Annotated in this window: 19 protein-coding genes and 1 other RNA gene; 16 read left to right on the top strand and 4 right to left on the bottom strand. The window is 54.8% G+C overall.

Features of this window, described 5'->3' with window-relative positions; genetic code table 11:
• Window positions 1–155 precede the first annotated feature (155 nt).
• From mraZ to CE168_RS04670, 12 genes are all read left to right on the top strand, one after another.
• Entirely contained in the window at window positions 156–626 is a 471-nt protein-coding gene (mraZ, locus tag CE168_RS04725) for a division/cell wall cluster transcriptional repressor MraZ (protein WP_430796974.1), read from the top strand.
• Window positions 626–1,657, top strand: coding sequence for a 16S rRNA (cytosine(1402)-N(4))-methyltransferase RsmH (gene rsmH, locus CE168_RS04720; protein ID WP_099571327.1), 1,032 nt, complete (start codon window positions 626–628; stop codon window positions 1,655–1,657). The genes mraZ and rsmH overlap by 1 nt, the downstream gene beginning before the upstream one ends.
• A 2-nt stretch (window positions 1,658–1,659) precedes the next feature.
• On the top strand, window positions 1,660–2,115 hold the full coding sequence (locus CE168_RS04715; RefSeq protein ID WP_099571326.1) for a hypothetical protein: 456 nt from the start codon (window positions 1,660–1,662) through the stop codon (window positions 2,113–2,115).
• Window positions 2,116–2,168: 53 nt separating this feature from the next.
• Window positions 2,169–3,914, top strand: a complete 1,746-nt coding sequence (locus CE168_RS04710) for a peptidoglycan D,D-transpeptidase FtsI family protein (RefSeq protein ID WP_099571325.1) — start codon at window positions 2,169–2,171, stop codon at window positions 3,912–3,914.
• Between the two features lie 32 nt (window positions 3,915–3,946).
• Complete coding sequence (locus CE168_RS04705) at window positions 3,947–4,825, top strand: hypothetical protein (RefSeq protein ID WP_022245007.1); 879 nt, start codon at window positions 3,947–3,949, stop codon at window positions 4,823–4,825.
• 106 nt (window positions 4,826–4,931) lie between these two features.
• Window positions 4,932–6,407 (top strand): UDP-N-acetylmuramoyl-tripeptide--D-alanyl-D-alanine ligase, encoded by a 1,476-nt coding sequence (locus CE168_RS04700; protein WP_099571505.1) that lies wholly within the window; start codon window positions 4,932–4,934, stop codon window positions 6,405–6,407.
• 73 nt (window positions 6,408–6,480) lie between these two features.
• Window positions 6,481–7,578, top strand: coding sequence for a phospho-N-acetylmuramoyl-pentapeptide-transferase (gene mraY / locus CE168_RS04695; RefSeq protein ID WP_099571324.1), 1,098 nt, complete (start codon window positions 6,481–6,483; stop codon window positions 7,576–7,578).
• Window positions 7,579–7,673: 95 nt separating this feature from the next.
• Window positions 7,674–9,113 (top strand): UDP-N-acetylmuramoyl-L-alanine--D-glutamate ligase, encoded by a 1,440-nt coding sequence (gene murD / locus CE168_RS04690; RefSeq protein WP_180753407.1) that lies wholly within the window; start codon window positions 7,674–7,676, stop codon window positions 9,111–9,113.
• Window positions 9,094–10,335 carry a peptidoglycan glycosyltransferase FtsW gene (locus CE168_RS04685; protein WP_004220622.1) on the top strand — a complete coding sequence of 414 codons (1,242 nt, stop codon included), beginning with the start codon at window positions 9,094–9,096 and terminating at the stop codon, window positions 10,333–10,335. The genes murD and CE168_RS04685 overlap by 20 nt, the downstream gene beginning before the upstream one ends.
• A gap of 130 nt (window positions 10,336–10,465) precedes the next feature.
• Window positions 10,466–11,641: an undecaprenyldiphospho-muramoylpentapeptide beta-N-acetylglucosaminyltransferase gene (gene murG, locus CE168_RS04680; protein ID WP_033524071.1), complete on the top strand. Its 1,176-nt coding sequence runs from the start codon at window positions 10,466–10,468 to the stop codon at window positions 11,639–11,641.
• A gap of 132 nt (window positions 11,642–11,773) precedes the next feature.
• Entirely contained in the window at window positions 11,774–13,339 is a 1,566-nt protein-coding gene (gene murC, locus CE168_RS04675) for a UDP-N-acetylmuramate--L-alanine ligase (protein ID WP_004220617.1), read from the top strand.
• Window positions 13,339–14,433: a cell division protein FtsQ/DivIB gene (locus CE168_RS04670; RefSeq protein WP_442861942.1), complete on the top strand. Its 1,095-nt coding sequence runs from the start codon at window positions 13,339–13,341 to the stop codon at window positions 14,431–14,433. Before murC ends, CE168_RS04670 begins: the two co-directional genes overlap by 1 nt.
• 157 nt (window positions 14,434–14,590) lie before the next feature.
• On the opposite strand, the gene CE168_RS04665 is transcribed toward CE168_RS04670, so the two are convergent.
• The 4 genes from CE168_RS04665 to CE168_RS04650 all read right to left on the bottom strand — a co-directional run bounded on the left by CE168_RS04665 (window position 14,591) and on the right by CE168_RS04650 (window position 19,050).
• Window positions 14,591–15,847 (bottom strand): AGE family epimerase/isomerase, encoded by a 1,257-nt coding sequence (locus CE168_RS04665; RefSeq protein WP_099571323.1) that lies wholly within the window; start codon window positions 15,845–15,847, stop codon window positions 14,591–14,593.
• Window positions 15,848–16,147: 300 nt separating this feature from the next.
• Window positions 16,148–16,544, bottom strand: a transfer-messenger RNA (tmRNA) gene (gene ssrA, locus CE168_RS04660).
• 376 nt (window positions 16,545–16,920) lie between these two features.
• Window positions 16,921–17,820 (bottom strand): carbohydrate kinase family protein, encoded by a 900-nt coding sequence (locus CE168_RS04655; protein ID WP_004220608.1) that lies wholly within the window; start codon window positions 17,818–17,820, stop codon window positions 16,921–16,923.
• Between the two features lie 27 nt (window positions 17,821–17,847).
• Entirely contained in the window at window positions 17,848–19,050 is a 1,203-nt protein-coding gene (locus CE168_RS04650) for an ROK family transcriptional regulator (protein WP_099571322.1), read from the bottom strand.
• A gap of 329 nt (window positions 19,051–19,379) precedes the next feature.
• Between CE168_RS04650 and CE168_RS04645 the strand changes: the two genes are divergently transcribed.
• The 4 genes from CE168_RS04645 to CE168_RS04630 all read left to right on the top strand — a co-directional run bounded on the left by CE168_RS04645 (window position 19,380) and on the right by CE168_RS04630 (window position 25,160).
• On the top strand, window positions 19,380–21,011 hold the full coding sequence (locus tag CE168_RS04645) for an ABC transporter substrate-binding protein (RefSeq protein ID WP_099571321.1): 1,632 nt from the start codon (window positions 19,380–19,382) through the stop codon (window positions 21,009–21,011).
• 169 nt (window positions 21,012–21,180) lie between these two features.
• Entirely contained in the window at window positions 21,181–22,272 is a 1,092-nt protein-coding gene (locus tag CE168_RS04640; RefSeq protein WP_099571320.1) for an ABC transporter permease, read from the top strand.
• Window position 22,273: 1 nt separating this feature from the next.
• A complete protein-coding gene (locus CE168_RS04635; RefSeq protein ID WP_099571319.1) occupies window positions 22,274–23,446 on the top strand; it encodes an ABC transporter permease in 1,173 nt (390 codons plus the stop codon).
• 4 nt (window positions 23,447–23,450) lie between these two features.
• Window positions 23,451–25,160 (top strand): dipeptide ABC transporter ATP-binding protein, encoded by a 1,710-nt coding sequence (locus CE168_RS04630; RefSeq protein ID WP_099571318.1) that lies wholly within the window; start codon window positions 23,451–23,453, stop codon window positions 25,158–25,160.
• Window positions 25,161–25,244: the final 84 nt, after the last annotated feature.

Genomic DNA, 25,244 nt, shown 5'->3' with positions numbered 1-25,244 from the left:
ATTTGCTGATTTTTTCCATTTACGTGGGGATTTATGGTGACCTGTGGGGTAAAGTGGGAAAGAGTCTCGGGCCTGAGGTGTTCATGTGTGTCGGATAAGGAGGTGTGGTGATGGTTCAAAGTGTTGAAACCACACCATTCTCCGAGGACGATGCAATGCAGGCAGGCAACATGATGGTGGGATTGCCGCCATTGTTGCTGGGAACATACACTCCAAAAATCGACGCCAAAGGACGCATGGCACTGCCTGTGAAATTTCGCAGTCAATTGGGACCGGGCATGGTGATGGCCCGAGGTCAGGAGCGTTGTGTTTACCTGCTGCCCCAATCGGAATTTCGCCGGATCACGTTGCAGATTCAGCGCACATCCATGGGCAATAAGGCCGCGCGCGACTATTTGCGCGTATTCCTTTCCGGTGCTGTTGACCAGGAGCCGGACAAGCAAGGACGTGTGCTCGTGCCGCAGATGTTGCGCGATTACGCGAAGTTGGGAAGCGACATTGTGGTGATTGGTGTGGGAACCCGAGCGGAGATTTGGAATAAGCAGGCATGGGAGGAATATCTCGCCGAAAAGGAGCAGGGGTATTCCGATATTGCCGATGACGTATTACCGGCGGTGGAATTCTGATGACAGATGTGACAACGATTCATCAGCCAGTGTTGCTGCGTGACTGCGTGGATCTGGTGGCGCCTGCATTGGCGAAGCCAGGGTCGATCGCCGTGGATTGCACGCTTGGCTTGGCCGGGCATTCCACGGCATTCCTTAAAGCGAGCCCGCATGCTTGCCTGATCGGCATCGACCGAGACACCGAGGCGCTTGCGCTTGCCACACAGCGAATGCAGATGGAAGGCCTTGCCGATCGCTTCATACCTGTGCATGCCGCGTTCGACGATTTTGCGCAAGTGCTTGATGATCAGGAAATCGATCAAGTGAACGCCGTGTTCATGGATTTGGGATTGTCAAGTCTGCAGATTGATGAGACGGAGCGGGGATTCTCGTATTCCCACGATGCGCCTTTGGATATGCGTATGGACGTGACCCAGCCATTGACCGCTGAGCAGGTGCTTGCCGAATATTCGTTTGCCGATCTGGCACGCATTTTCCGTACGTATGGTGAGGAACGCTTCTCCAAGCAGATCGCCCGTGCGATCGTGCGTAGGCGTGAGATCGAGCCGTTGACCACATCAGGGCAGCTTAACCGTCTTGTGGATGAGGTTGTGCCGCAGGCGCACCGTCCTGCAGGAAATCCTGCCAAACGAGTGTTCCAAGCGTTGCGCATCGAAGTCAACGGTGAGCTTGACAAATTGGCGGGAACATTGCCCCAGATCGCCAACCGTCTCGTGGTGGGAGGGCGTTTGGTGGTGGAGTCGTACCATTCGCTGGAAGACAAAACCGTCAAAACATTCATGAACCAAGGTCTGAAAGCTGACGTACCTGCGGACATGCCGGTGGTTCCGCCGGATATGATGCCGTTCTTCAAGGAACTCACGCGAGGCGCCATTAAAGCCGACGAGGAGGAAATCGCCATGAATCCGAGGTCGGCTTCCGTACGATTGCGTGCAGTGGAACTGACCAGGCCAATTCCCGAACGCTGGCGAAAACGATTCGACCAGGGCAATGACTACGCAAGCATGAAACGGCAAGGAAGGAGGGGCTGAACGTGGCCGCACCAAGAACGATCGCATCAAACGCGGCTCCCGCAGGACGCCGGGACCAAACCGAAACTGTAGGCACCACTCGCCCTGAATTGCATGTCGTCAAAGGAACGCGTGCCGAAGGCAATGGTGTCAAGCGAGGATTCAAACAGCTCATCACATGGACTCGCACCAGAAGCACCCCGTTGCTGCATTTGGTCATTGCTGTCATTTTCCTTGGAATCTGCCTTGTGGGATCCTTGATGCTACGCACCCAAATGGTGCAGGATTCCTTCGACGCGAACAGGATCGAGTCGAACATCATCCGTTTGACGCAAGACGTGGGAGATGACCAGACCAAGCTCGACGAGCTTGAGGCCTCGCTACCAAGCAAAGCCGAGGAAATGGGTATGGTGCCTCAAAAAGGTGCCTTGACGATTGATCTGAACGGCTATCAGCCAAGCGGAGACGACGCTCAGTGAATCCTTTTCGCAGTACGTACACGCGTTTCCATAAGAAGCTGCTCACAAAAACCATGGCCATCGGCGTCCTTCTGGCGCTGATGGGCACGGCATGCCTTATCCAATTGGCCAACGTTCAGCTGATCAACGGCAAAAGCATGGCGCAAGCCGCGGCGCAAAGCAGAACCATCACAGTGACATTAAAGGCGAGCCGCGGAAAAATCATGGACACGAACGGTTCTATCCTCGCACAGAGCGTGGAACGATACACCATCATCGGCAATCCCGAGGGGGCGCAGGCCTTCACGCCGATAACGTGCACCAAACAGACCGGAGACATCTGCCACCAGATCAACGGCAAACCGGTAGGTGCCACAGGAGCCGCGGCCGTGGCCAGGCTGCTCGCCCCGGTACTGGACATGGATGCTACCGAATTGGGTGCCATGCTCTCGGGAACAGGTCAATACGCGGTACTGAAGAAAGACGTGACGCCGGCGGTTAAACGCAAAATCTCCAAGCTCAATTTGGACGGTATCGTCTATGCGGAACTCAGCAACGAACGTATCTATTCCAACGGAACCTTGATGGGAGCGTTGCTGGGAGGCGTCGATGGCGAAGGCAAAGGCGTCGCCGGTATCGAACAAATGGAAAACAAGACGCTGACCGGCGAAGATGGATACCAGGTCTACCAACAAGGCAACAACGGCGTCGAAATCCCAGGAACCATGACCGAATCAAAAGATGCGGTCAATGGATCCGACATCACACTGACCATCGACCACGACGTGCAGTGGTATGTCGAAAAAGTACTGAGAGAAAGCTGCGAGAAATACAGTTCGCCATGGGGAATTGCCGTGGTGCAGGACACTCAAACGGGGGATATTCTCGCGCTTGCCGACAGTGACGAGATCGAAGCCGGCAGTGATCAGGCGAAGATGACGGTTTCCAGGGCCGTCAGAGAAACGTTTGAGCCTGGTTCCATTGGCAAGGTCTTCACAATGTCGGGCATGATCCAGCTTGGATTGCATCAGGCGTCAGACAAATTCACTGTGCCGGACCATATCACGGTGAACGGGCAGACCTACAGCGATGCGACCACTCACGGTGACGAACACTGGACCCTTGCGGGCATTCTCGAGCAATCGTCGAACGTTGGCATGATCATCGCAGGGGAGAAGATGTCTAACGAGCAGCGATACGATTTCATCAGAAAATTCGGTGTCGGCCAAGACAATGGGCTCGGGCTTCCTGGCGAATCGGATGGTTTGCTATATTCGGCCGATCAATGGGATCTGCGAACCCAGAACACCGTGTTGTTCGGCCAGGCTTACACGACCGATGCGCTTCAGCTGACGAATGCGGTTGCCGTGATCGCCAATAAGGGTGTTAAGAAGCCGCAGCGCATCATCAAGACGATCAGCGATGCCGAGGGACATTCCGAAGAGCAAAAGCCCGAGGGTGAGGTGACGCGCGTGATTGACGAGCAGGTGGCCTCTCAGGTGATGAACGCCATGGAATCCGTGTCCGACCATTACTCCCAGTTCATCAAGGTGGATGGTTATCGTGTCGCAGCAAAATCCGGTACGGCGGAAGTCGCTGGTGCCGATGGCAGACTGTCGTCAATTATCAGTGATTATTCGGCGATTATTCCCGCAGACAATCCTCGCTTTGTCGTCACGGTGGTTCTGAAGTATCCGCAAGGCGTTTTTGGTGGTCTGACGGCAGGTCCGGTTACCGCGGAGATTGGTGAATTCCTTATGCAGAAGTATGAAGTGCCGGCGTCAAGTCCGCGAACTGATGCTATTCCAGTAACTTGGTGAGTATGCGAGTATGAAGAACGGAGGGCGGAAAGATGAGCGCGGTCAGTGAGTCCATGAACAGACGAATGACATTGGGTCTGCTTGCCAGCAGATATGGCTTTGACTTGGATCCTACGTTTGCCACTGAAGTGACGATCACGTCCATTGCAGACGATATCGATTCGGTGCGGCCGGGATCGTTGTTCATGCCGTCCGCACCGGTGGATGAGCAACAGTTGCGTCAGGCTCAGGCGCTTGGCGCATATGGTGCGGTGGTACCTCATGCGTTGCGTGGTAAGACGGAAGGCATACAGATTCCTGTGATCTATGCCGAGCCGACCGCACAGCAGTTGGGTAGGCTTGCCAGCGAATTGGCGGGTAGCCCGTCCGATTCGTTGGCGGTGTTCGCCGTGGCGGGAAACGATGCGCAGGCGGTGGACCAGGGAGTGAGGGATCTTGCTGATTTCCTGCATATGCTTGGTAATCCGGTTGGTGTGATCAGCTCGGGCAACTCGCAATCGTTGGAACGATATCTCGATCTGAACTATCCATTGTCGATTCTTGACGTGCAGCGTACGATGGCTGTGTGCGCTGAAGACGGTGCTGCTGCTGTGATTCTCGCTTTGAGCGAGGAGACATTGAAAGACGATGCATTGCAGTCGGTAAGTGTCGATGTGCTTGGTTGCGATGACAATGGTCTAGGCGAAGCCGAGATCGTCAAATCGGTTGCGCGATTCGGATGTACCGTCGGAAAGCGGACCCATATCGCCGTCCGTACGCAGGAATCCGATGTGCTCGCATCGCAAGCGGCAGTGGCATACGGGCAGACGAACAGCAGCGCATTGTCGCTGTCCATATCGATGGTGCTTGCGGCGGGTGTACGCAAGGCCAATATCAAAAGCGCGTTGCGCGTATCCCGAGATCTGAACTAGTTTCAATCAGAACGGATACGTAAAGCACACACACGATAATCGTAAACAACATGAACAGTAAACGGAACAGCAACACAGAGGAGAAATCACAGTGAGCAGCCTGACCATGATGCCAATGAGCTTGGAGGAGATCGCCCAGGCAGTTCAGGGACGGCTGATTGCCGGCACTGCGGCAGTGAATACGCCGGTGGCCACCAGCGCATTCACCGATTCACGGCAGATCGTTGAAGGTTCGGTTTTCGTAGCGATTGCCGGAGAGCGTGTGGACGGTCACGATTACGTGCCGCACGTGGGCGCTCAAGGTGCCGTTGCCGCAATAGTCGACCATGAGATCGCCGACGCCGGTGTGCCTCAGATTGTGGTGGAGGATACGGTGTTGGCCTTGGGGGCATTGGCCAAGCACAATATCGAGCGCCGTCGCGCGCTAGGGACTCCGTTTACGGTGGTCGGCATCACCGGTTCCGTCGGCAAGACCACCACCAAGGATCTTATGAAGGCGTTGCTGTCTCATATGGGACCAACAGTTGCGCCGGTCGGATCGTTCAATAACGAAATCGGCCTGCCCCTGACCTCGCTCAAAGTAAATGCCGAAACTCGTTTTTTGGTAGCGGAAATGGGCGCCAACCATGTTGGGGAAATCGCCAATCTGACGTCGCTGGTACCGCCGGACATCGCGGTTGTGCTGAAAGTCGGTGTCGCTCATTTGGGCGAATTCGGCTCTGCGGAACGCATCGCGCAGGCCAAGTCGGAAATCATTCATGGCCTCGTTCCCGGCGGTCTTTCCGTGCTGAATGCGAACGACGAGCATGTGGCTGCGATGAGCGCCTTCGCGCCGGGCGATGTGATGTGGTTCGGACTTCCGAATGGTGAAGGTGGCAATCCTGCGATCACCGCTCAGCATGTGCGTTGCGACGAGTTGGATCATCCGTCCTTCACTTTAGAAAACGGTGATGGCGAGCATGCCGAAGTCACCTTGGACATCTGCGGTCAGCATAATGTCATGAATGCGCTTGCCGCCGCTTCAGTGGCGATGCGTTTGGGCATGTCGATTGGCGATGTCGCATCCGCATTGTCGGATGTGACGGCCATCAGTCCCCATCGCATGGCTGTTTCCATCGTGAACAAGCAGGAAACGTCATTCACGCTGATCGATGATTCATTCAACGCCAATCCTGATTCCATGAAAGCCGGTCTTGACGGATTGCTGCGTTGGAAGGCTGGTTCCGAAAGCCAGCCATTCCGTGTTGCGGTGTTGGGCGCCATGCTTGAGCTCGGTCCGGATGAAAAGGATTTGCATGTTGGCATCGGCCGGTATGCGTTGGAAGGCGGGGTTGATGCGCTGCTGACGGTTGGCAGTGCATCCGATGCTTCCCTGGACGCTCTGGCAGGTGCCATGGCGGACGGCGCATCCTCGGCGGGAGACGCTTCTCACGTCGATTGGGTTCACGATATCGATGAGGCCGATCGTCTTGTGACGCGACTCGCCATCGAACATCCAGGTGCCGTGGTGCTGCTTAAAGGTTCCCACGCTTCCGGCTTGAGCGCTCTGGCCGAACGTTGGCAGGCCCTGGCTGCACAATAGAACAAAAGCATTTGGCAAGATTTGAATAATCGACGTTATCTGAAGAATGTCTGACTGAAACGGAGAACATCAGGTGATTTCGCTCATCATCGGAATTGTGGTGTCGCTGGTCGTAACGATTGTGGGAACACCGCTGCTGATTCGTTTGGTACACAAGCTTAATTACGGGCAGTACATACGCCAAGATGGTCCGAAGTCCCATCTGGTCAAGCGTGGCACGCCTACGTTGGGTGGCGTGGTCATCAATCTGGCGGTTGTGTTGGGTTGGGGCTCGTCGGCACTGTATCGCTTCATCACCAGGGGAGAGGTGCCGTCATGGTCGGCGCTGCTGGTGCTGTTCGCCATGCTATCGATGGGTATGCTGGGATTCATCGATGATTTCGCGAAGGTTCGCAAAAAGCAGAGCGAAGGCCTGACGGTCAAAGGCAAATTCATCGGCCAGTTCATTCTCGCCACCATCTATGCGGTGCTGGCGTTGATTCTGCCGACGAATTCCGGCTTCCCCAGCGCGCAGGCCGGCATGAGCTTCATTGAAGAGCCGTTTTTCAGTTTCGAGTTCGCAGGCAAAGCCGTGGCCATCGTGTTGTTCGTGATCTGGGTGAACTTCCTGATGACCGCATGGACCAATGCCATCAACCTGACCGATGGTCTTGACGGATTGGCTGCTGGTTCTTCGATGATCGCATTCATGGGATATGCGGTGATCACTTTTTGGGAGTTCTACCACCTCAAGGGTTTGGGACATGAAGGCTTCGCCTACGCGGTGTCCGATCCTCTTGATCTGACCATCATCGCGGCCTGCGCGGCGATGGCGTGCTTCGGATTCCTGTGGTACAACTCCAATCCAGCATCCATTTTCATGGGAGATACCGGTTCTCTGGCGCTTGGCGGCTTGTTTGCGGCCATGTCAATCGCCACACATACGGAATTCTTGGCGATTATCCTTGGCGGCCTGTTTGTGATTGAAACCATGAGCGACGTTATTCAGGTCGGCTATTTCAAGATGACTCGCAAGCGTGTGTTCAAGATGGCTCCGATCCATCATCACTTCGAATTGAAGGGGTGGACGGAAGTCAAGGTTGTAATTCGCTTCTGGATGATTGAATTGCTGTTCGTGTTAATTGCGTTGGTGATTTTCTACGGCGATTGGGTCTCCCGTTCCGGTCTGTGACGGCTGTTGCGTTCCGCTGATATGTGAACGGCTGCAACATGACTGTGATCTGTAAGGAATATCAAGGCATATGAGGTGCCGACAATCGAAGGATGATGGATATGGATATGAGCGGTAAGACCGTGATTGTGGCGGGTCTTGGAGTTTCTGGCCAAAGCATGATGGAAGTGTTGGGGTCCCGCGCCGAAAAAGTGCTTGGCGTGGATGAAAAGAAGCCCGATGCTGATTTGCACTCCTTTGATCGCATCGACTGGGATCATGTTGATTTGGTTATGACTTCGCCGGTGTTCAATCCGAGGACTCCGTTTATTCTTGAGGCGCAGCGTCGTGGCATTCCTGTGATGAGCGAGGTTGAGCTTGCTTGGCAGCTGCGAGTGAATTGCGATTCCACCGGCGAACCAGCACAATGGATCGGCATCACCGGCACCAACGGCAAAACCTCCACTACGGAAATGACTTCGGAAATGCTGACGGCTTGTGACCTGACGGCACCGGCTGTCGGCAACATCGGCAAGGCGGTATCCCATGCCGTGGTCGATCCGGCAAATGATGTGCTATGCGTTGAGCTGAGTTCCTTCCAGTTGCATTTCACCGATTCGCTGGCTTTGGATTGCGCTGCGATTACCAATATCGCGGATGATCATCTTGACTGGCATGGCGGCATTGAAAATTATGCGGCAGATAAGGCGAAGGTCTTCCACCGCGTCAAGAAGGCTTTGGTATATAACGCCGATGACGAGCGTGTGACCAGGCTGGCGTTCGCAGCCGAGACGGCGGAAGGCTGCCGCAAGGTCGGATTCACTCTGTCTGAGCCGCAAGATGGTCAGATCGGCGTGAAGGACGGTTGGATCGTCGATATGTCTGGCATCGCAGGTGGCGAGCTTGGAATGCCAGAGCAGGTCGCCAAGGTGTCTGAGTTTACGCATCTGACTGAGCCTGATGGCACGGTGTACCCGCATTTGCTTGCTGATGCGTTGACCGCATTGGCGCTGGTGCTGGGGCTTGGCGCAGACAAAGAGAAAGCCATCGCATCTCTGGAACAATTCACGCCAGGCGGGCATCGCATTCAGACTGTCGCCACCGCCACCACGCCAGATGGGGGCAGCATTCGTTTCGTGGATGATTCCAAGGCGACCAATGCACATGCAGCCAAGGCATCGCTCAATAGTTTTGCAGACAAATCCGTGGTGTGGATCGCTGGCGGATTGGCCAAGGGCAGCCGTTTCGAACAGTTGGTGGCAGAACAGTCGCACACCATCAAAGCCGCGGTCGTCATCGGCAAAGATCAGCAGCCCATCTTGGACGCGTTCGCAGCGAGTGCTCCCGACATTCCGTTGACCATCATCGATCCGGCGAATAATGACGTCATTATGGAACGGGCCGTCGATGCTGCGGGTGAATATGCCCAATCCGGCGATGTGGTGCTGATGGCGCCTGCCTGTGCGTCCATGGATCAGTTCAAGTCGTATGCCGATCGTGGAAACCAGTTCGCGCAGCAGGCTCAGCGTTGGGTGAATGAGCATGGAGAAGCCTAAAACCAAGCAGAGTGACGGTACCCGTCAGAAGAGGCAGGCTGCTGCTGAAGAACGGGTCGACGATTTTCGTGGTTATGTCGGTCTGCGAAGCATGCTTAATCCGATTTGGTGTTTTCACGGGTTTAGGGTCTCTGTGGTTATCCTCACCATTTTCGGTGTGATCATGGTGTTTTCCAGCTCTTCGGTGTATATGATTGCCAATGACCAATCTCCATGGTCACAAGCGATTAAGCAGGGCGCATTCTGCGTTCTCGGACTTATTGTGGGCGTGGCCTGCATGATGGTTCCGGCGGAGCTTATCAGAAGGGTCAGTTTCGCTTTTCTGCTCGTCGCCTTGTTCTTGCAATCGTTGACATTTACGCCGTTAGGTGTTGATGCTCAGGGTAATAAAGGTTGGATTGGTCTTTTTGGATTTACCTTCCAGCCGGCTGAGGTCGTCAAGCTTGCGCTATGCGTATGGCTGCCTCGGGAGCTGATTAGCGCGCAGAAGCGGGTAAGTAAGGTGGGGCCGGTCAATGCATATCGCAGGTTGATTACGTGGCTTGGTCTTGCATTGCTGTTGGTTATGGGCGGCAAGGATCTTGGTACGGCCATGATTCTCTTTGCGATTGCGGGAACCGCGTTGTTGCTGGGAAATTTTCCTGGCAAATGGCTGGCTATTGTGGCATGTGGCGGTCTGGCTTTGGTCGGCGGTCTTGTTATCAGCAGTCCGAACCGACTTAACCGCGTCATGGCTACATATCAGACTTGTTCCGCAGCTGATATGGAGGGTGTCTGCTATCAGGTGGTGCATGGCAAATACGCCATGGCTTCCGGAGGCTTGCTGGGCGTTGGGATCGGCAATTCCGGAGAAAAATGGGGATATCTTCCGGAAGCGCACAACGATTTCATTTTCGCCATCATTGGTGAGGAAACGGGTTTCGTCGGCGCTTCGTTGGTGATTCTGCTGTTCCTTGTGCTTGGATGGTGCATGCTGGTGGTGGCTATCCAAGCGCATGACAGATATATCACTTTGGTGCTGGCCAATATTACCGTGTGGATCGTCGGCCAGGCGTTTGTGAACATTGGTGTCGTGGTGGGGCTGTTCCCTGTTATGGGTGTGCCTTTGCCTTTCGTGTCGGCCGGTGGTTCGTCGTTGATTCTGTGTTTGGGCGCTGCGGGCGTGACCATCAGCATGATGAAACAGCAGCCGCAGATCCAAGCGGAGATTCAGAGAGTCTGAAAAGCCACTGTTGCCTGCGGGGTGCTGTCGCATGCGGCGGTAATCAAACGTAGATGAAATGTGAGTATCCTTGTGAGCATCGGTATGGCGCATGGTGTGCCGGGATACCGTGGGGCTAAGCTCGTACATTATGAGCAATCAGAAGCATATCGTTCTAGCCGGCGGTGGTACGGCAGGTCATGTCAATCCTCTGCTCGCCGTGGCACATGTGATTCGCGAGCTTGAGCCGGATGCCGATATTGCGGTGGTGGGCACTGCAGTCGGTCTGGAACACGAGTTGGTTCCGCAAGCGGGCTTCGAGCTGGAAACCATTGAAAAGGTGCCCTTCCCCCGTAGACCCAATATGGCGGCATTGAAGTTTCCTGCGCAGTGGAAGGCTGAAACGGCCAAGGTACGTGATATTCTCACCCGACACGAGGCGCAGGTGGTCGTCGGATTCGGTGGATACACGTCGGCTCCCGTGTATGCGGCTGCGCACAAGATGGGCATTCCGATTGCGATGCATGAGCAGAACGCCCGTGCCGGCATGGCCAACAAGCTGGGTGCACGCTGGGCGTCCATGATCGGCACCGCGTACGCGCAAACCGGTTTGAAACCACGCAAGGGTGTTGAAGCCGAACGTGTGGGATTGCCGTTGCGTGCTGAAATTGCGGCAATAGCCGAAGGTATGGAACATGACCGTGCAGCCACAAGGCAAACGGCTGCAGCGCAGCTGGGAGTCGATCCGAACCGTCCTCTGGTGGTGGTGACCGGAGGATCGTTGGGTGCTGTGAACGTGAATCGTGCGGTGGCGGCTTCCGCCAAGGAATTGCTGGAACATGCGCAGGTGATTCACCTGACGGGAAAAGGCAAAGACGATGAGGTGCGTTCGTTGGTGTCGGTGAGTGCCGGAGAGCAGGTGCTTGGTGAGCTTGGACCAGAGCATGCCAACGACGGTGATTATCGAGTCGCGCCTTACTTGGAACGTATCGACCTTGCGTTCGCTTGTGCCGATCTGATTATCTGCCGTTCCGGAGCGGGCACCGTTTCGGAATTGACTGCTTTGGGACTTCCTGCGATTTATGTTCCATTACCGATCGGCAACGGCGAGCAGCGTTTCAACGCTCAGCCGGTCGTCGATGCGGAAGGTGGCCTGATGGTGGCGGACGCTGACTTCACTGCCGAATGGGTCAAACGTCATGTGCCGAATCTGCTAGCCGATTCGGATGCGCTTGCCAGGTATGGCGATAACGCTTGGAAATATGGTATTCGAGATGCCGCCGAAGTCATGGCCAAGCGTGTACTTTCCATGATTGACGAAAGGTAAGCCGTAGCGGCGGCAGGTGTGTCCGTCGCATTTGAAGTCGCGTTCCGAATCTCACCCATGATCGACCAAGTACGAGACCATGGGTGAGACCATAATGGAACAAGCTAAACATAATATGCAAGAGGAGCAGTCGTGACTGACAACCAGCGTGAGGCCGGTACCATTATTCTTGATCCAACCCATGTGTCATTCAGCCAGCAGGAAGGCGTGAACGATTTGGGGGTCACCCATTTCATCGGCATCGGAGGAGCGGGCATGAGCGTACTTGCCGAGATGCTGCACGAGCAGGGTGTGGAGGTGGATGGCTCGGATCGCGAGCCCAGCGCCAAAACCGATCGTTTGCAGGGGCTTGGCATTGCCGTCGAATTCGGGCAGCGCGAGGAAAACGTCGAAGGCAAACAAACTATTGTTTTTTCCAGTGCCATCAAGCCTGACAATCCGGAAATCGTCGCAGCGCATGCGGCGGGCGAACGCATCGTGCACCGCAGCGACATTCTTTCGTTGCTGATGAATACGAAACGTGCGGTAACGGTTGCGGGAGCCCATGGCAAAACCACAACCAGTTCCATGCTCGCCCATATTCTCACCCATGCCGGTGAGGGAAATCTGGCTGATCCAAGTTATGCCATTGGCGGATCCATCCAAGGCAAGGATGGCGTGATACTTGACGGAGGCCATGCAGGCCAAGGCGATGTGCTTGTGGCGGAAGCCGACGAATCCGATGGAAGCTTTGCCAAATATCATCCGGAAATCGCGATTGTCACCAATTCCGAAGCTGACCATCTTGACCATTATGGAACGCAGGAAAACTATCGGGCGGCTTTCGTGAACCATGTTCAGCACGCCATCAAATCGGTGGTGATGTGCGGTGACGACGAAGGGAATCTGGCTGTGTTGCGCGCTCTTGATGCGTCTGCGGCAGCACATACGGTCGTGTATGCGACGCAGGATGCGGCTTCGTTGGGTGATCTGAACGGTGCGGCATTCGTACATATCGAATCGGAAAGTGAAAGCGCGCAAAGCGGCGCCGAACATTTCACCTTGCATGTGCCTGCGGGACTGCTGGGCGAACAGGAACGTATGGTTCCCGTGACGCTCGCCGTTCCAGGCATTCACAATGCGCGCAATGCTTCTGCGGCGATTATCGCGGCAGCATTGCTGGGAGTCGACATTGAGAAGGCCGCTGAAGCGGCCACGTCGTTCCTCGGCGCAGCCCGTCGCTTCCAAGTACGCGGCACCGTCAGCCAGGTGACCGTCGTTGACGATTACGCGCATCATCCCACTGAGATTTCGGCTTTGCTGGATGCTGCCCGCCGTAAATATCCGCAATCGGCGATTCGTGTGATTTTCCAGCCGCACTTGTTCTCCCGCACCAAGTTCTTCGCGGAAGCATTCGCGGAGGCGCTGGCCAAGGCGGATGATGTGATCGTCACTGGCATTTTCCCTGCACGTGAAAAGCAGGAGGATTATCCGACGGTCGGCCCGGCCACCATTGTGGATGAGGCTCTTAAGCTCGACCATACGCCTGCCGAGGATTGGATCCGTGGTGTGGAAGACATGCATACCGCGGCGCAGATGATGGTGATGCGCGCCCATCATGGTGATGTCATCTTCACCGTTGGCGCGGGTGATATCACGCAGATGGACGAGGTGATATTGCACGCGCTGCAGGCTCATCGCTGGGATTGTGAGGGCTGATGGCGCGAAGGGTCGTCAGCTCCGGTACGGGGTCGGATGGTTCTGAAACGACGTCTGAAAATCATGCGTTGCGCGGCAGGAGCATTCAAAGCCGGAAACATTCCGACTCCCCGGCTCAGTCTCAGCCGAATGGTCGTTCCATTGCCGGAGGAGCGGGACGTTCGTCTTCTTCAGTGAGCCATGCGCAGGCGGAAGCCAAAATGGCGCACGGAGGCAAGAACAAGGCAAGTCGCTCCCGGTCAGGTGACTTCGTGGATGCGCGCAATCTTGCGGGTGAGGATTTCGTTGCGAAGACGCTGGAGGAAACCACTGGCACTTTGGGGGTGGTCACCCGTCCGAAAGTGGTTGATTTCAAAGCGCGGTTGAAAGAACGACGTAAGGCGAATGCACGTGTTGTAGCGATGCGAGCTTTCGTGTCGGCCGCGGTTGCGGCCGTCGTGGTGGCGCTGATATGGTTGTTTTTCTTCTCATCGGTGTTTCGTCTTGAAGCTGGCAATATTTCCGTTGTCGGAGCCAACGAATGGGTGAGCGAGTCGCAAGTATTGGATATTGCCGGTCAGCAGGCCGGCAAATCGATTCTGCTGGTATCAAACAATGATGTGGAGAAGAAAATCAAGGAAATACCGGGAGTCACCACCGCGCAATCCAAGAAGCAACTTCCTAATTCCCTTGAAGTGACCATCAAAGCGCAGAAGCCGGCTGCGATGCTTAAAACAGGTGAAGACAGTATGACCGCGGTCGATAGCAAGGGCCGTATATTGAATTCCGTCAGCGGTGCCTCCGTGGATGGAATTCCCGTCATCGAAGTGAAGGATGTCGAGACGAGTCTGAGCCACCGCTCCATTAAAGAGGCACTGAAGATTTTGAGCTCGCTTCCTGAATCTATACGTAACTCCATTACCAAGGTGACGGCTGAAACCCAGGATTCCATCACCACGGAAATCAATGGGGGAGACCGTGTGATCGTATGGGGTGACTCTTCCGATCTTAAGTTGAAGAAAGCCGTTGTCGACAAGATCATCAACGATCCAAATGTGATCGGAGACAAACACAACGTCGACGTGTCCGCGCCTCTACGCCCGATCATCAAATAGTGGTGAAGACATGGGAAATTAGGGGAATTGCATACGTTGAGTAGTCTGGTTTGGTATGCGAAGAACCCCGGTCGCTTTGCCGTGACCGGGGTTCTTCGCAAATAGGAGGAGAGAAAAGAAGAGAGAAAAAAAGGGGGGAGCTTATTATTGCGTGCCGTCAGGCGTTCGGATTGGCTTTCAGCGCCGGAGCGACGGAAACCGCCGGATCGAGACGCGGGATTAGCGTGCACTGCGTGGCGTGGTATAGGTCGGACTTGCCTGGCCAGACGGTGCCGATGACCTCGTTGTCCTTGTTCAGCTGGTGGAACCAGGAACCATTCTCGTGGTCGATCAGGTATTCGTCGATGTACTTCCAGAAGGTCGCATACCAGTCCTTGTACACCTGCTTGCCGGTGACGGTGGCCAGCGTGGCGGAGGTGTTCACGGATTCGGCGAGGGTCCAATGCATACGGTCGGTGACGACGGGCTTGCCGTTCCAATCGGTGGTGTAGGCCAAGCCAATGGTGCCTTCGGCGTTCCATGCGTCGGAAAGTGCTTGGGCGAACAGGTTTTCGGCTGCCTCGATAAGCTGCTGCTTGCCTTTTTCGGAACGCTGCTTGGAGCTCAGCGCATACTGGGTGATGAGACGAGCCCATTCAATGCCATGGCCTGGGGTTGCTCCGTACGGCTTGAACTGGTCATCCGGCTTGTCATGGTTGCATTCGAGGTCCGGCTGCCAGTCGGCGGTGAAATGCTCTGGAATGCGCCAGCTGTTGTTGGACGCCCAGCCGACCACATGGTCGATGATACGGCCCGCACGCTCGCGGTATTCCTCGTTGTCGGTAACATCGGCGACGGCGAGGAACGCTTCGGTGGTGTGCATGTTGGCGTTGATGCCACGGTAGGAGTCAAGCTCGGTGAATTCCGTGTTCCAAGTATCGACGGCTAAGCCGATCTCATCATCCCAGAAATGCTTGTCGTAAGTTGCCAGAGCCTCTTCGAGCAGCTCGTCAGCGCCCGGACGGCCGATGAGCTTGGCGGAAGTGGCGGCAAGAATCACGAAAGCGTGAGCGTAACAGACCTTGCCTGCTTCATGTGTGGAGCCGTCTGCGGAAATGGACGGATACCATCCGCCGTTCTCATCGTCATGCAGTGGACCGCGCAGACCGGCGATGGCCTTGTCGACCAGTTCGACTGCGCCTGGCTCGCCATACAGGAATCCCAAGGAATACACATGTGCCATACGGCAGGTGATCCACGTGTGGATGCTTTGGGTCAGATCTGGATTGCCGGTGTCGTCCAGCCAATAGGAGCCACCCTGCGGGACGGGGAAGTTGTGGCCGAAGTGCAGGAGCTCGTTGGTTTCCGCATTGAGCAGGCTATGGTTTTCTTCGGAGCCGAATACGTAGGCTTCGGGAGAGTAAGTGCAGGTCATCGATCAAGTCCTTCCTTGACATCGTCTGCTGTGACGTGATAACTAGGTTGAAGTATTAACTATGTTAATCACTTAAGCGGTTAATGCAAGTCGACACGCGGAATTTGAAGCTGGGATTATATGCGATTTGTAATGGGGCTGGGTATGTGAGATCAAGCAAGACAAGAAGGGGGCTTTCGACAATATTGCGTCAATATTTTTTGAATATCCGGTATGGCGGGGGTGGTTTACAGTAAACTCAAGGATCTTTGAAAACCGTTGGAAATAAAAGAAAAGCCGCCATCTCTGGCGGCTTTCAATACGTGGAGATGCGGGGAATTGAACCCCGGTCCGATAACCGAACCCTCAGTCTTCTACGTGCGTAGTCTGCTGGCCGTGCGGCGGTTTTTCTGCCCCCATCGATATCGCAGACAACTGATGGCGAGCATATCTACAGTAAAAGTCCCTTGCCGGCCCTGTGGCTCAGCCGACAAAGCAAGTCTTCTTAACGACGCTCAACATCCTCCCAAAGACGAGAAGGAGTGAACGGAGCGGCTGCTCACTGGTTAATCCTGGCGCGAAGCTCAGGCAGCGAGAGCGAACTCAGTGCGGTTAGATTTAGCACTTATTCTTTTGTAGGGGGCATCCACGAGTGGACCCTACGTTCTCGGCACGCTTCCCTGCGACGAACAGGTCACCGTCGAAACCGATCATCCCCAATCTTGAATTATCAAGCACCCGATGCAAGACCGGACTTTTCAAGATATCACGGAATGTCAATAATCGCAAATTATATGCCGCTTTTCTTGCGCTGCGAGCGAAGTCTAAACATGGGCTTACTGCCTGACCCGAATATCGAAATAATCCATACAGGTCGGTGATGCGCTGCATGAAATCGGAGGATGACTGTGGAATATCGGATTGCGAAACGGCATTCATGGTGGTGTAGGGTTCGTTCAGAGCATCTTCTTCGTTGAGGTGCGTATGCCGTGGCAATCGGGATTGCGCAAATTGCGGATTGAATATGAGGATGAAAAACGAGGCCATGATAACAGACATGGCCTCGTTGGTGATGATGAAAGGGAAAACTAGGATTATTTACCGGCTTCGGCGAGATAATCCGGAACGCCTTCCGCCGGGTAGGTCGGCCAGCCGCCTTCCTTGGTGCACACGTAGGCCGCGGTGTTCACGGCGGCACGATGGGCTTCCTTGAGCGGAGCGCCGGTCAGCAGCTTGCCGGTGAAGGATCCGGAGAAGGAATCGCCGGCACCGACGGTATCTGCAACCTCGACATGCGGGGTCAGCAGGGTGGAGACTTCGCCATTCTTGGCAGTGATGGTGCTGAACGTGGCGCCGCCGGTCAGAATGATGTACTCGAGGTTGAAGCGGTCGATGAACCACTTACATGCCTCTTCGTCATTGCACTTAGGAATGGAGAACATGTCGCGCATCATGATCAGCTCTTCGTCGTTGATCTTGAAGATGTTCGCGTAGTCGAGCAGCTCTTCGATGAGCTCATTGGAGTAGAAGTTGGCGCGCAGGTTGATGTCGAAGAACTTCAGTGCGCTTTCCTTGGTGTGCTTGAGCAGTTCGACGATGGTGTCGTGGGATTCGGGGGAGCGCAGGCCGAGGGTGCCGAAGCAGACGGCGTCGGCCTTGGACACGGCTTCGACGAGCTCGTCGGTGAGCTTGATGTGATCCCAGGCCACGTTTTCGACGATGGTGTATTCCGGAATGCCGTTGGTCAGAGCCACATCAACCGTGCCGGTCGGGTATTCGTTGACCTGCACCAGCGTGTTGATGCCGGCCTTGTGGGCGTCTGCAAGCAGCTCATTGCCCAGCTCGTCGTTGCCGACCGCGCTGATGGCGAAGCTTTCCGCGCCATTCTGGGATGCATGATATGCGAAATTGACGGGCGCGCCGCCGGCGCGCTTGCCGGTGGGGAGCATATCCCATAGGATTTCGCCGAGAGAGATGACGATTGGCTTGGACATGGTGTTCCTTTCTTTGGTTGTGGCGTGCTATGCGACGTCAAAGAACATCGAAGGATGTTCTAGAAAACTGGTGATGGCCACGGCTGCGGCGCCAGTGACGGTGGCGTCCGTTGGAAGGCTGGACAGAGTGATTTCGGTATCGTTCCCGACTTCGGGAATGGTGCGCTCACGAACGACTTTCTTGACTTCGTCGAGCAGGGGTTGGCCTGCTTGGGAAATGATGTCTCCCAACACGATATGCGTCGGATTGAAGGCGTTGATGATGTTGACCGCGCCATAACCGATATATCGTGCGACTTCGGAAGTCAGTTCCGTGGCTGCCTTGTCTCCCGCGGAAACCTTGGCGAACAGTGCAGTGCATGCCTGTGCGTGGGTCATGGTTTCGCATCCTGAGACAATGCTTGGCTGCTCGTTGAGTCGCTCGTGGATCGCATTGGCCGAGCAGTAGCGTTCCAGGCACCCGACATTGCCGCAATCGCAGGGTTTGCCGTTGACGTCGACGGAGATGTGGCCGATTTCGGTGGCCGTGCCATGCGCCCCGTAATAGATTGAACCGTTATCGATGATGCCGAGGCCAATGCCTTCGCCAAGCAGATAGTAGGCGAGGGATCCTTCGGACAGCTCCGGGTTGAACAGGAACTGTGCCAGGGCGCCTGCGCGTGCGTCCTGCTCCACGAATACGGGCACATTGAAGGCTTCGCTGAATTCCTTGATGAAGTTGACTCGCCTCCAACCCTGCATGGATGAGACGAGCGCGGTGTGGCCTTCCTCCACTAAATATGGACCGGGAACGGCCATGCCGACCGCCACGATGCTTGGATCGTCGGCAATGAGCTGGCGCACGGTGGAGCGGATCTGTTCCACCGTTTCTGGAATGTTCTTTTCGTCGACGGTCGGCAGATCGGTAAGCGAGATGCGGTTGCATTTCAGATCGAACACTGCGATCTGAACCAGGCTTCGTGCGAATTTCACTCCTACGACATGGTATTTCGCGCAATTGAGGTTCAGTCCGATGGAACGGCGGTTCTTATCGCCTTCCATATCTCCGGTTTCTTCGATGACGTTTCTGAATAGCAGTTTCGCGGTGATTTTCGTGATGGCCGCGGGCGTAAGTCCGATGGCTTTGGCGATCTGCGCACGTGAGCTGATGCCGTTGTGGTAGAGGTATTGCAAAATCCTGGAACGATTGTTTTCTGAAATCGATGATTGCTGAGCGCTGTAACTACTCATGACACCTCCCTGCGACAGTGCATGGACCCTCGTTGAACTAGTTGATATATTAACGCCGTTAATTAGTTGATGCAAGTTCCGTCTTTCGGCGTGTCACAAGGACCGTCGATTCTCAATATGGGATTGGCTGTCTCATTATTTGACACACACTTTTCAGAAAAATATTAACTGCAAAACCGTTGTGATTGCTGAGTTTTTGTTAGATCGAGAAAGGGTGACGTCGCAAAATGAGCTTCCGTGAAATGTTCCGCTAACAAAGTGTGCCCTACCCTTGTGGCACGTCGTTTTGGAGTGCCAATTACGACAGCAGGAAGAGAAAGGATTCCATAGTGAATCACAAGAAGATTATCGCTGCAGCTGTTTCGGTTGCCGCGCTGGCCTCGCTCGCGGCATGCGGCGGAGTAAAAGATAGCGGTTCCGCATCGGGAAATGCGGATGTCATTACCGTCGGCACCACAGACAAGGTTACTAGCGTTGACCCTGCCGGCTCCTATGACAACGGTTCCTATGCCGTTCAAATCAATGTGTTCCCGTTCCTGTATGCGCAGGACTACAACACTTCTGAACTGTCTCCGGACATCGCTGCGGATGACGGTACTTGGAGTGACGACGGCACTGAGTTCACTGTTAAGATCAAGTCTGGCCTGAAGTTCGCCAATGGTCACGACCTGACTTCGTCTGATGTCAAGTTCTCCTTCGACCGTGTCAACACGATCAACGATGAGAATGGTCCGAGTTCGTTGCTGGCCAACATCGAATCCATCGATACGCCGGATGACACCACTGTGGTGTTCCATTCCAAAGTCAAGAACGATGTGACCCTCAAGCAGGTGCTTTCCAGCCCGGCCGGTCCGATTGTCGACGAAGAGGTCTTCTCCGCTGACAAGCTCACTGATGCTGACACCATCATCAAGAAGAAGGCTTTCGCCGGTCCTTACATTCTGACCTCTTACAAGGCCAATGAGGTTGCAGGCTACTCCAAGAACGACTCTTATCAGGGTCTGACCCCAGCCAAGAACAGCACTGTTCAGGTCAAGTACTTTGCCGATTCTTCCAACCTGAAGATGGCCGTGCAGCAGGGACAGGTCGACGTGGCCTACCGTTCTCTGACTCCGACCGACATCGATGATCTGTCTAAGGACTCCAAGGTCAAGGTCGTCAAGGGTCCGGGCGGTGAGGAACGCTTCCTGGTCTTCAACTTCAACATCCAGCCGTACGGCACCAAGTCCGACGAGCCGAATGCCGACAAGGCCAAGGCTGTGCGTCAGGCCGTCGCTAACCTCATCGACCGCGAGGAGTTGGCTACCAAGGTCTATAAGGACACGTACACCCCGATGTACTCCTACATTCCGGACGGTTTGGCTGGTCACGAAGACACCTTCAAGACCACGTATGGTGATGGCAGTGGCAAGCCGAGCGCCGACAAGGCCAAGAAGGTTCTTGAGGACGCAGGCGTTTCCACCCCGGTTGAGCTCAAGCTGCAGTACAATCCGGACCACTATGGATCCTCTTCCGCCGACGAGTATGCGGCTCTTAAGGCCCAGCTCGAGGAGGGTGGTCTGTTCAAGGTCGACCTGCAGTCCACCGAATGGACTCAGTACAACAAAGACCGTGTTGTTACCGAGGATTCTGATGGATCCTACCCGGTCTACCAGCTCGGCTGGTTCCCGGATTACTCCGACCCGGATAACTATCTGTCTCCGTTCTTCCGTGACGGCAACTTCGTGAACAACGCTTACTCCAACTCCGAAATCAACAATTTGATTATGGAGCAGGCTGGTGAAACCGACGAAAGCGCCCGTGAGGATCTGCTCAAGAAGATTCAGACCCTTGAAACCGAAGACCTGTCCACCATCCCGCTGCTGCAGGGTGCGCAGGTTGCAGTTACCGGCACCAACGTGAAGGGTGTTGTGCTCGACGCTTCCTTCCGTTTCCGTTTCGCATCTGTCACCAAGGCGTGATGTGTGCGGATGTGCGGCATAACCTGCCGCAGTCTGCATAGAAAACCACTGGGGATCCCCGGTCTATGGCCGGAGGTCCCCATTTCCCGAATTATCTGCCTGAAACGGCGCAGTGATTCGATATTGTTGTAAATCAAAGCCGTACAGGCTTCTTATCAAGGAGCATCGTGTGTCAGACACAGCAGCTCCGGCCGTCTCTCAGGAGGCGAAGCCGAAACAAGCCAAAAAGAATCATTTGTCAGGCGGATTTTTCCGTTTTGTCCTGACTCGATTCCTGCTCATTATTCCAACCGTTTTCATTCTCGTCACCGTCGTGTTTTTTGTGATGCGAGCTACAGGTGATCCTATTTCTGCGGCATTGGGTGGTCGTCTTACCCCTGACGAGTTGCAAAAGCGTGTTCATGCGGCCGGCTACGACCGTCCTCTTATTGTGCAATATATCGATTACCTTGGGGGTTTGCTCCATGGGGATCTCGGCACTACATTGACTGATAATCAGCCGGTTATCAGCATTCTTGTTCATTACGGATCAGCGACTTTCGAATTGGCGCTCCTATCGCTCATTGTTGCTTTGATTGTAGGTATCGGCTTAGGTCGTGTAGCTGCGTGCAGACGCGATCACGCTGCCGATGCGGGCATTCGAACCTTTGCCATTCTGTGCTATGCCACCCCCGTGTTCTTCTTGGGATTGGTCCTCAAACTCATTTTCGCCATTTGGCTGAACGTGTTGCCGGCATCCGGTCGATGCTCGTTGTCTTCGGAAATGCAGTTCAGCCGACTCGTCTCTCCGACCGGCTTCTACATTATCGATGCACTGCAGCTGGGTGATATGAGCGTGCTTACCGACGTGTTGAGTCACGCCGTACTTCCTGCACTGGCGTTGGGATTGCTCACCGCAGGCGTGTTTATTCGTTTGGTACGTACCAATGTGATTTCCACCTACAATTCCGGCTACGTCGAGGCTGCGCGTTCGCGTGGCGTCTCCGAAAAGCGTCTGATCAGCAAGCACGCATGGAGGCCGGCTCTTATTCCAATCATCACCGTTATGGGCATGCAGATCGCATTGATGCTCGCCGGCGCGGTGCTTACCGAAACCACCTTCGAATGGAAGGGACTCGGATTCATGTTGTCCCAATATCTGAAGGCGCGTGACTTCGTAGCTGTGCAGGGCATTGTGATTCTGATCGCCATCATCGTGGCCGTCGTCAACTTCATCGTTGACGTTATCGCCGCGTTGGTGGATCCGAGAGTGAGGTACTGATATGACTGCATCAGCAAATAACGTCACCGTCCCGGGTGACACTCGTCTGAACGATCTCAAAATCAGCAGGAAAGCTCCGTTCTGGACCAAGATTCCGATCATCAAGGAGCTTCACGTAGCGGTCGGCTGGCAGAAAGGCATGCTGATTACCGGCCTGTCGCTTACTGCGTTCTTCCTGCTCGTGGCCTTGTTTGCGCCCGTGATTGCGCCGTACGGCTATGCGCAGCTCAAAGATGCCAATGGAGTTTCATTCCCAGCTCAGTCAGCACCCTCATCCGAACATATTTGGGGTACCACCGCAGGTGGTTATGACGTGTTCAGCCGTGTGATTTGGGGCTCTCGTACTGCTGTCATTGCGATTGTGATCGCTGTGCTGCTTTCTATTTTCGCGGGTGTATTGCTCGGTTTGGTTTCCGGATATTTCGGTGGCTGGGTGGATCGTGTGCTTGTCATGATCGCCGACGCCATCTATTCTTTCCCCTCGCTGCTGCTTGCGATTCTGATGGCCATTATGATTTCCGGCGGTCAGTCTGGTCTGTGGAGTGGCATTTTCGCGTCGGGTATCTCCATCACCGTGGTTTATATTCCGCAGTATTTCCGTACCATTCGATCCGAAGTCATTCGCATCAAGGAATCCGCTTACGTTGATTCCGCTCGCGTGGTGGGCGCGTCGACATGGCGCATCATGACCAAGCACCTTCTTAAGAACTCCACCAGAACGTTACCGGTTATTCTGACGTTGAACTCGTCCGAAGCGATTCTGACTCTTGCAGGATTGGGCTTCCTCGGATTCGGCATCGAGCCTACCGCAGCCGCTGAATGGGGTTACGATCTGAATCGTTCCGTGTCGGACGTCACCGCAGGCATTTGGTGGACCGCAGTGTTCCCGGGTATCGCCATCGTATTGATTGTTCTGGGCATCACCTTGGTGGGCGAATCCCTCAATGACCTTGCCGACCCGCGTCTGCGTGCACGCAAATCCGCTGGTGAGGTGGTTGGATCCATCGAAGATACTTCGGTTGATCCCACCCAGAAGCCGGGCGTTCGCAACGAGGTCGTAGCCGAGCTCGAGGCCGCCAAGAATCCAATGGGAGCCAGCGATCAGCCAGTGACCGTTACGGATCGCGACCCGTCATTTACCGCCTCCGAATGGGGCTCCAAGGAAGAAGAGTGACGCAATGAGTGACGAACAAACCAATCTTGCGCAAGTCAAGGATCTGAGCGTCTCCTTTATGACCGACGCAGGATCCATCAAAGCCATCGACAAAATCAACTTCACCATCCCACGCAAAACCGTGGTAGGTGTGGTTGGCGAATCAGGTTCCGGAAAATCCGTGACCGCGCGTTCGATTATCAAGCTGTTGCCGGAGACGGCAACCACTTCCGGCGTGATTTATCTGTCGAACCGTGAAGGCAATGAGCAGCTTGACGTGCTGTCCCTTTCCGGAGAAGATCTGCGCCGTATGCGCGGATCGGAAGCGGCCATGGTGTTCCAGGAACCTAATTCGGTACTTAATCCGGTGTATACCATCGGATGGCAAATCGAAGAGGGACTTCGCGCTCACGGCATGAAAGACAAGAAGGAGCTTCGTGCCAAGTCCGTGGATATCCTCAAAAAAGTAGGTATTCCTGATGCCGAAACTCGAATTGACTACTATCCGCATCAGTTCTCAGGCGGCCAAAAACAGCGTATCGTCATCGCCATGGCGTTGGTGCTCAATCCAGGTCTGATTCTGGCTGATGAACCGACTACTGCACTCGACGTGACTGTGCAGGCCGAAATCCTTGACTTGTTGCGTCTTGCCCGCGACGAATTCGGCGCTTCCGTGCTGATTATTACTCATAATATGGGTGTGATCGCCGATATCGCCGATGAAGTGGTGGTCATGTATCGAGGTCATGTGGTCGAGCAGGGCAGCGTCGAACAGATCTTCTACTCGCCAAAAGACGATTACACCAAGCGGTTGCTCGCAGCTGTGCCGCGTATCGGGCAGAAACTGGTCGTTCGTGATGAGCAGGGCAAGGTGATTGAACGCAGCAAGGATTGGCATGACCAACCCATTGCCGTCGAGGCCAAGGGACTGACTATCACCTATCCGGGGCATTTGACGCAGCCTGATTTCAAGGCGGTCAATGGCATTGATTTCACTATTCGCCGTTCTGAAGTGCTGGGATTGGTCGGCGAATCCGGTTCAGGCAAATCCACTACTGGTCGTGCCATCGCGGGCTTGCAGAAGGTGTCCGGTGGCTCCCTGAATGTGTTGGGTGTAGAAATGAACGGTGTCAAGGAACGTCAGTTCAAACCCAAGCGTGCTGATATTGGCTTTGTGTTCCAAGACCCGGGTAGCTCATTCAATCCGCTGATGACAATCGCGGAGAATGTGGCAGAACCGCTGATTGTGCATAAAAAGTACTCGTCTGTGTCGGATGCGAGCGACTATGTGGGAGATCTGCTCGAAATGGTGCAGTTGCCGCGCGCGTATATGAACCGATTCCCGCACGAGCTTTCCGGCGGTCAGCGTCAGCGTGCCTCCTTGGCGCGAGCACTGGCGCTTAAGCCAAGCCTGCTTATCGCCGACGAGCCGACTTCTGCATTGGATGTGTCGGTACAGGCGAAGGTGTTGGAACTGTTCAAGAAACTGCAGGCGGAAATAGGTTTCGCATGCCTGTTCATCACCCATGATCTTGCTGTGGTCGATATGCTGGCCGATCGCATTATGGTGATGCATAAGGGTGAGATTGTGGAACATGGTGATGCCGATCAGGTTATGAATAACCCGCAGAATCCCTACACGCAGAAGTTGTTGGCATCGCTGCCGGTGCCTGATCCGCGTGAACAGCGAGAACATCGCGCCCAGCTGCACGAATTGCTCGCCAAAGGAATTTGATTCCGGAGTGAGTTTCGCGGCTTCCTGACATACACAAGAGCTGGTGTGACGGTTCATGATCGTCACACCAGCTCTTAGTTTATA

The organism is Bifidobacterium sp. N5G01 (assembly GCF_002742425.1).
In the GTDB taxonomy this organism is placed as follows: Bacteria; Actinomycetota; Actinomycetes; order Actinomycetales; family Bifidobacteriaceae; genus Bifidobacterium; species Bifidobacterium hominis.
The sequence above is the reverse complement of the archived record's forward strand: the minus strand, read 5'-3'. Positions and strand labels throughout refer to the sequence as shown.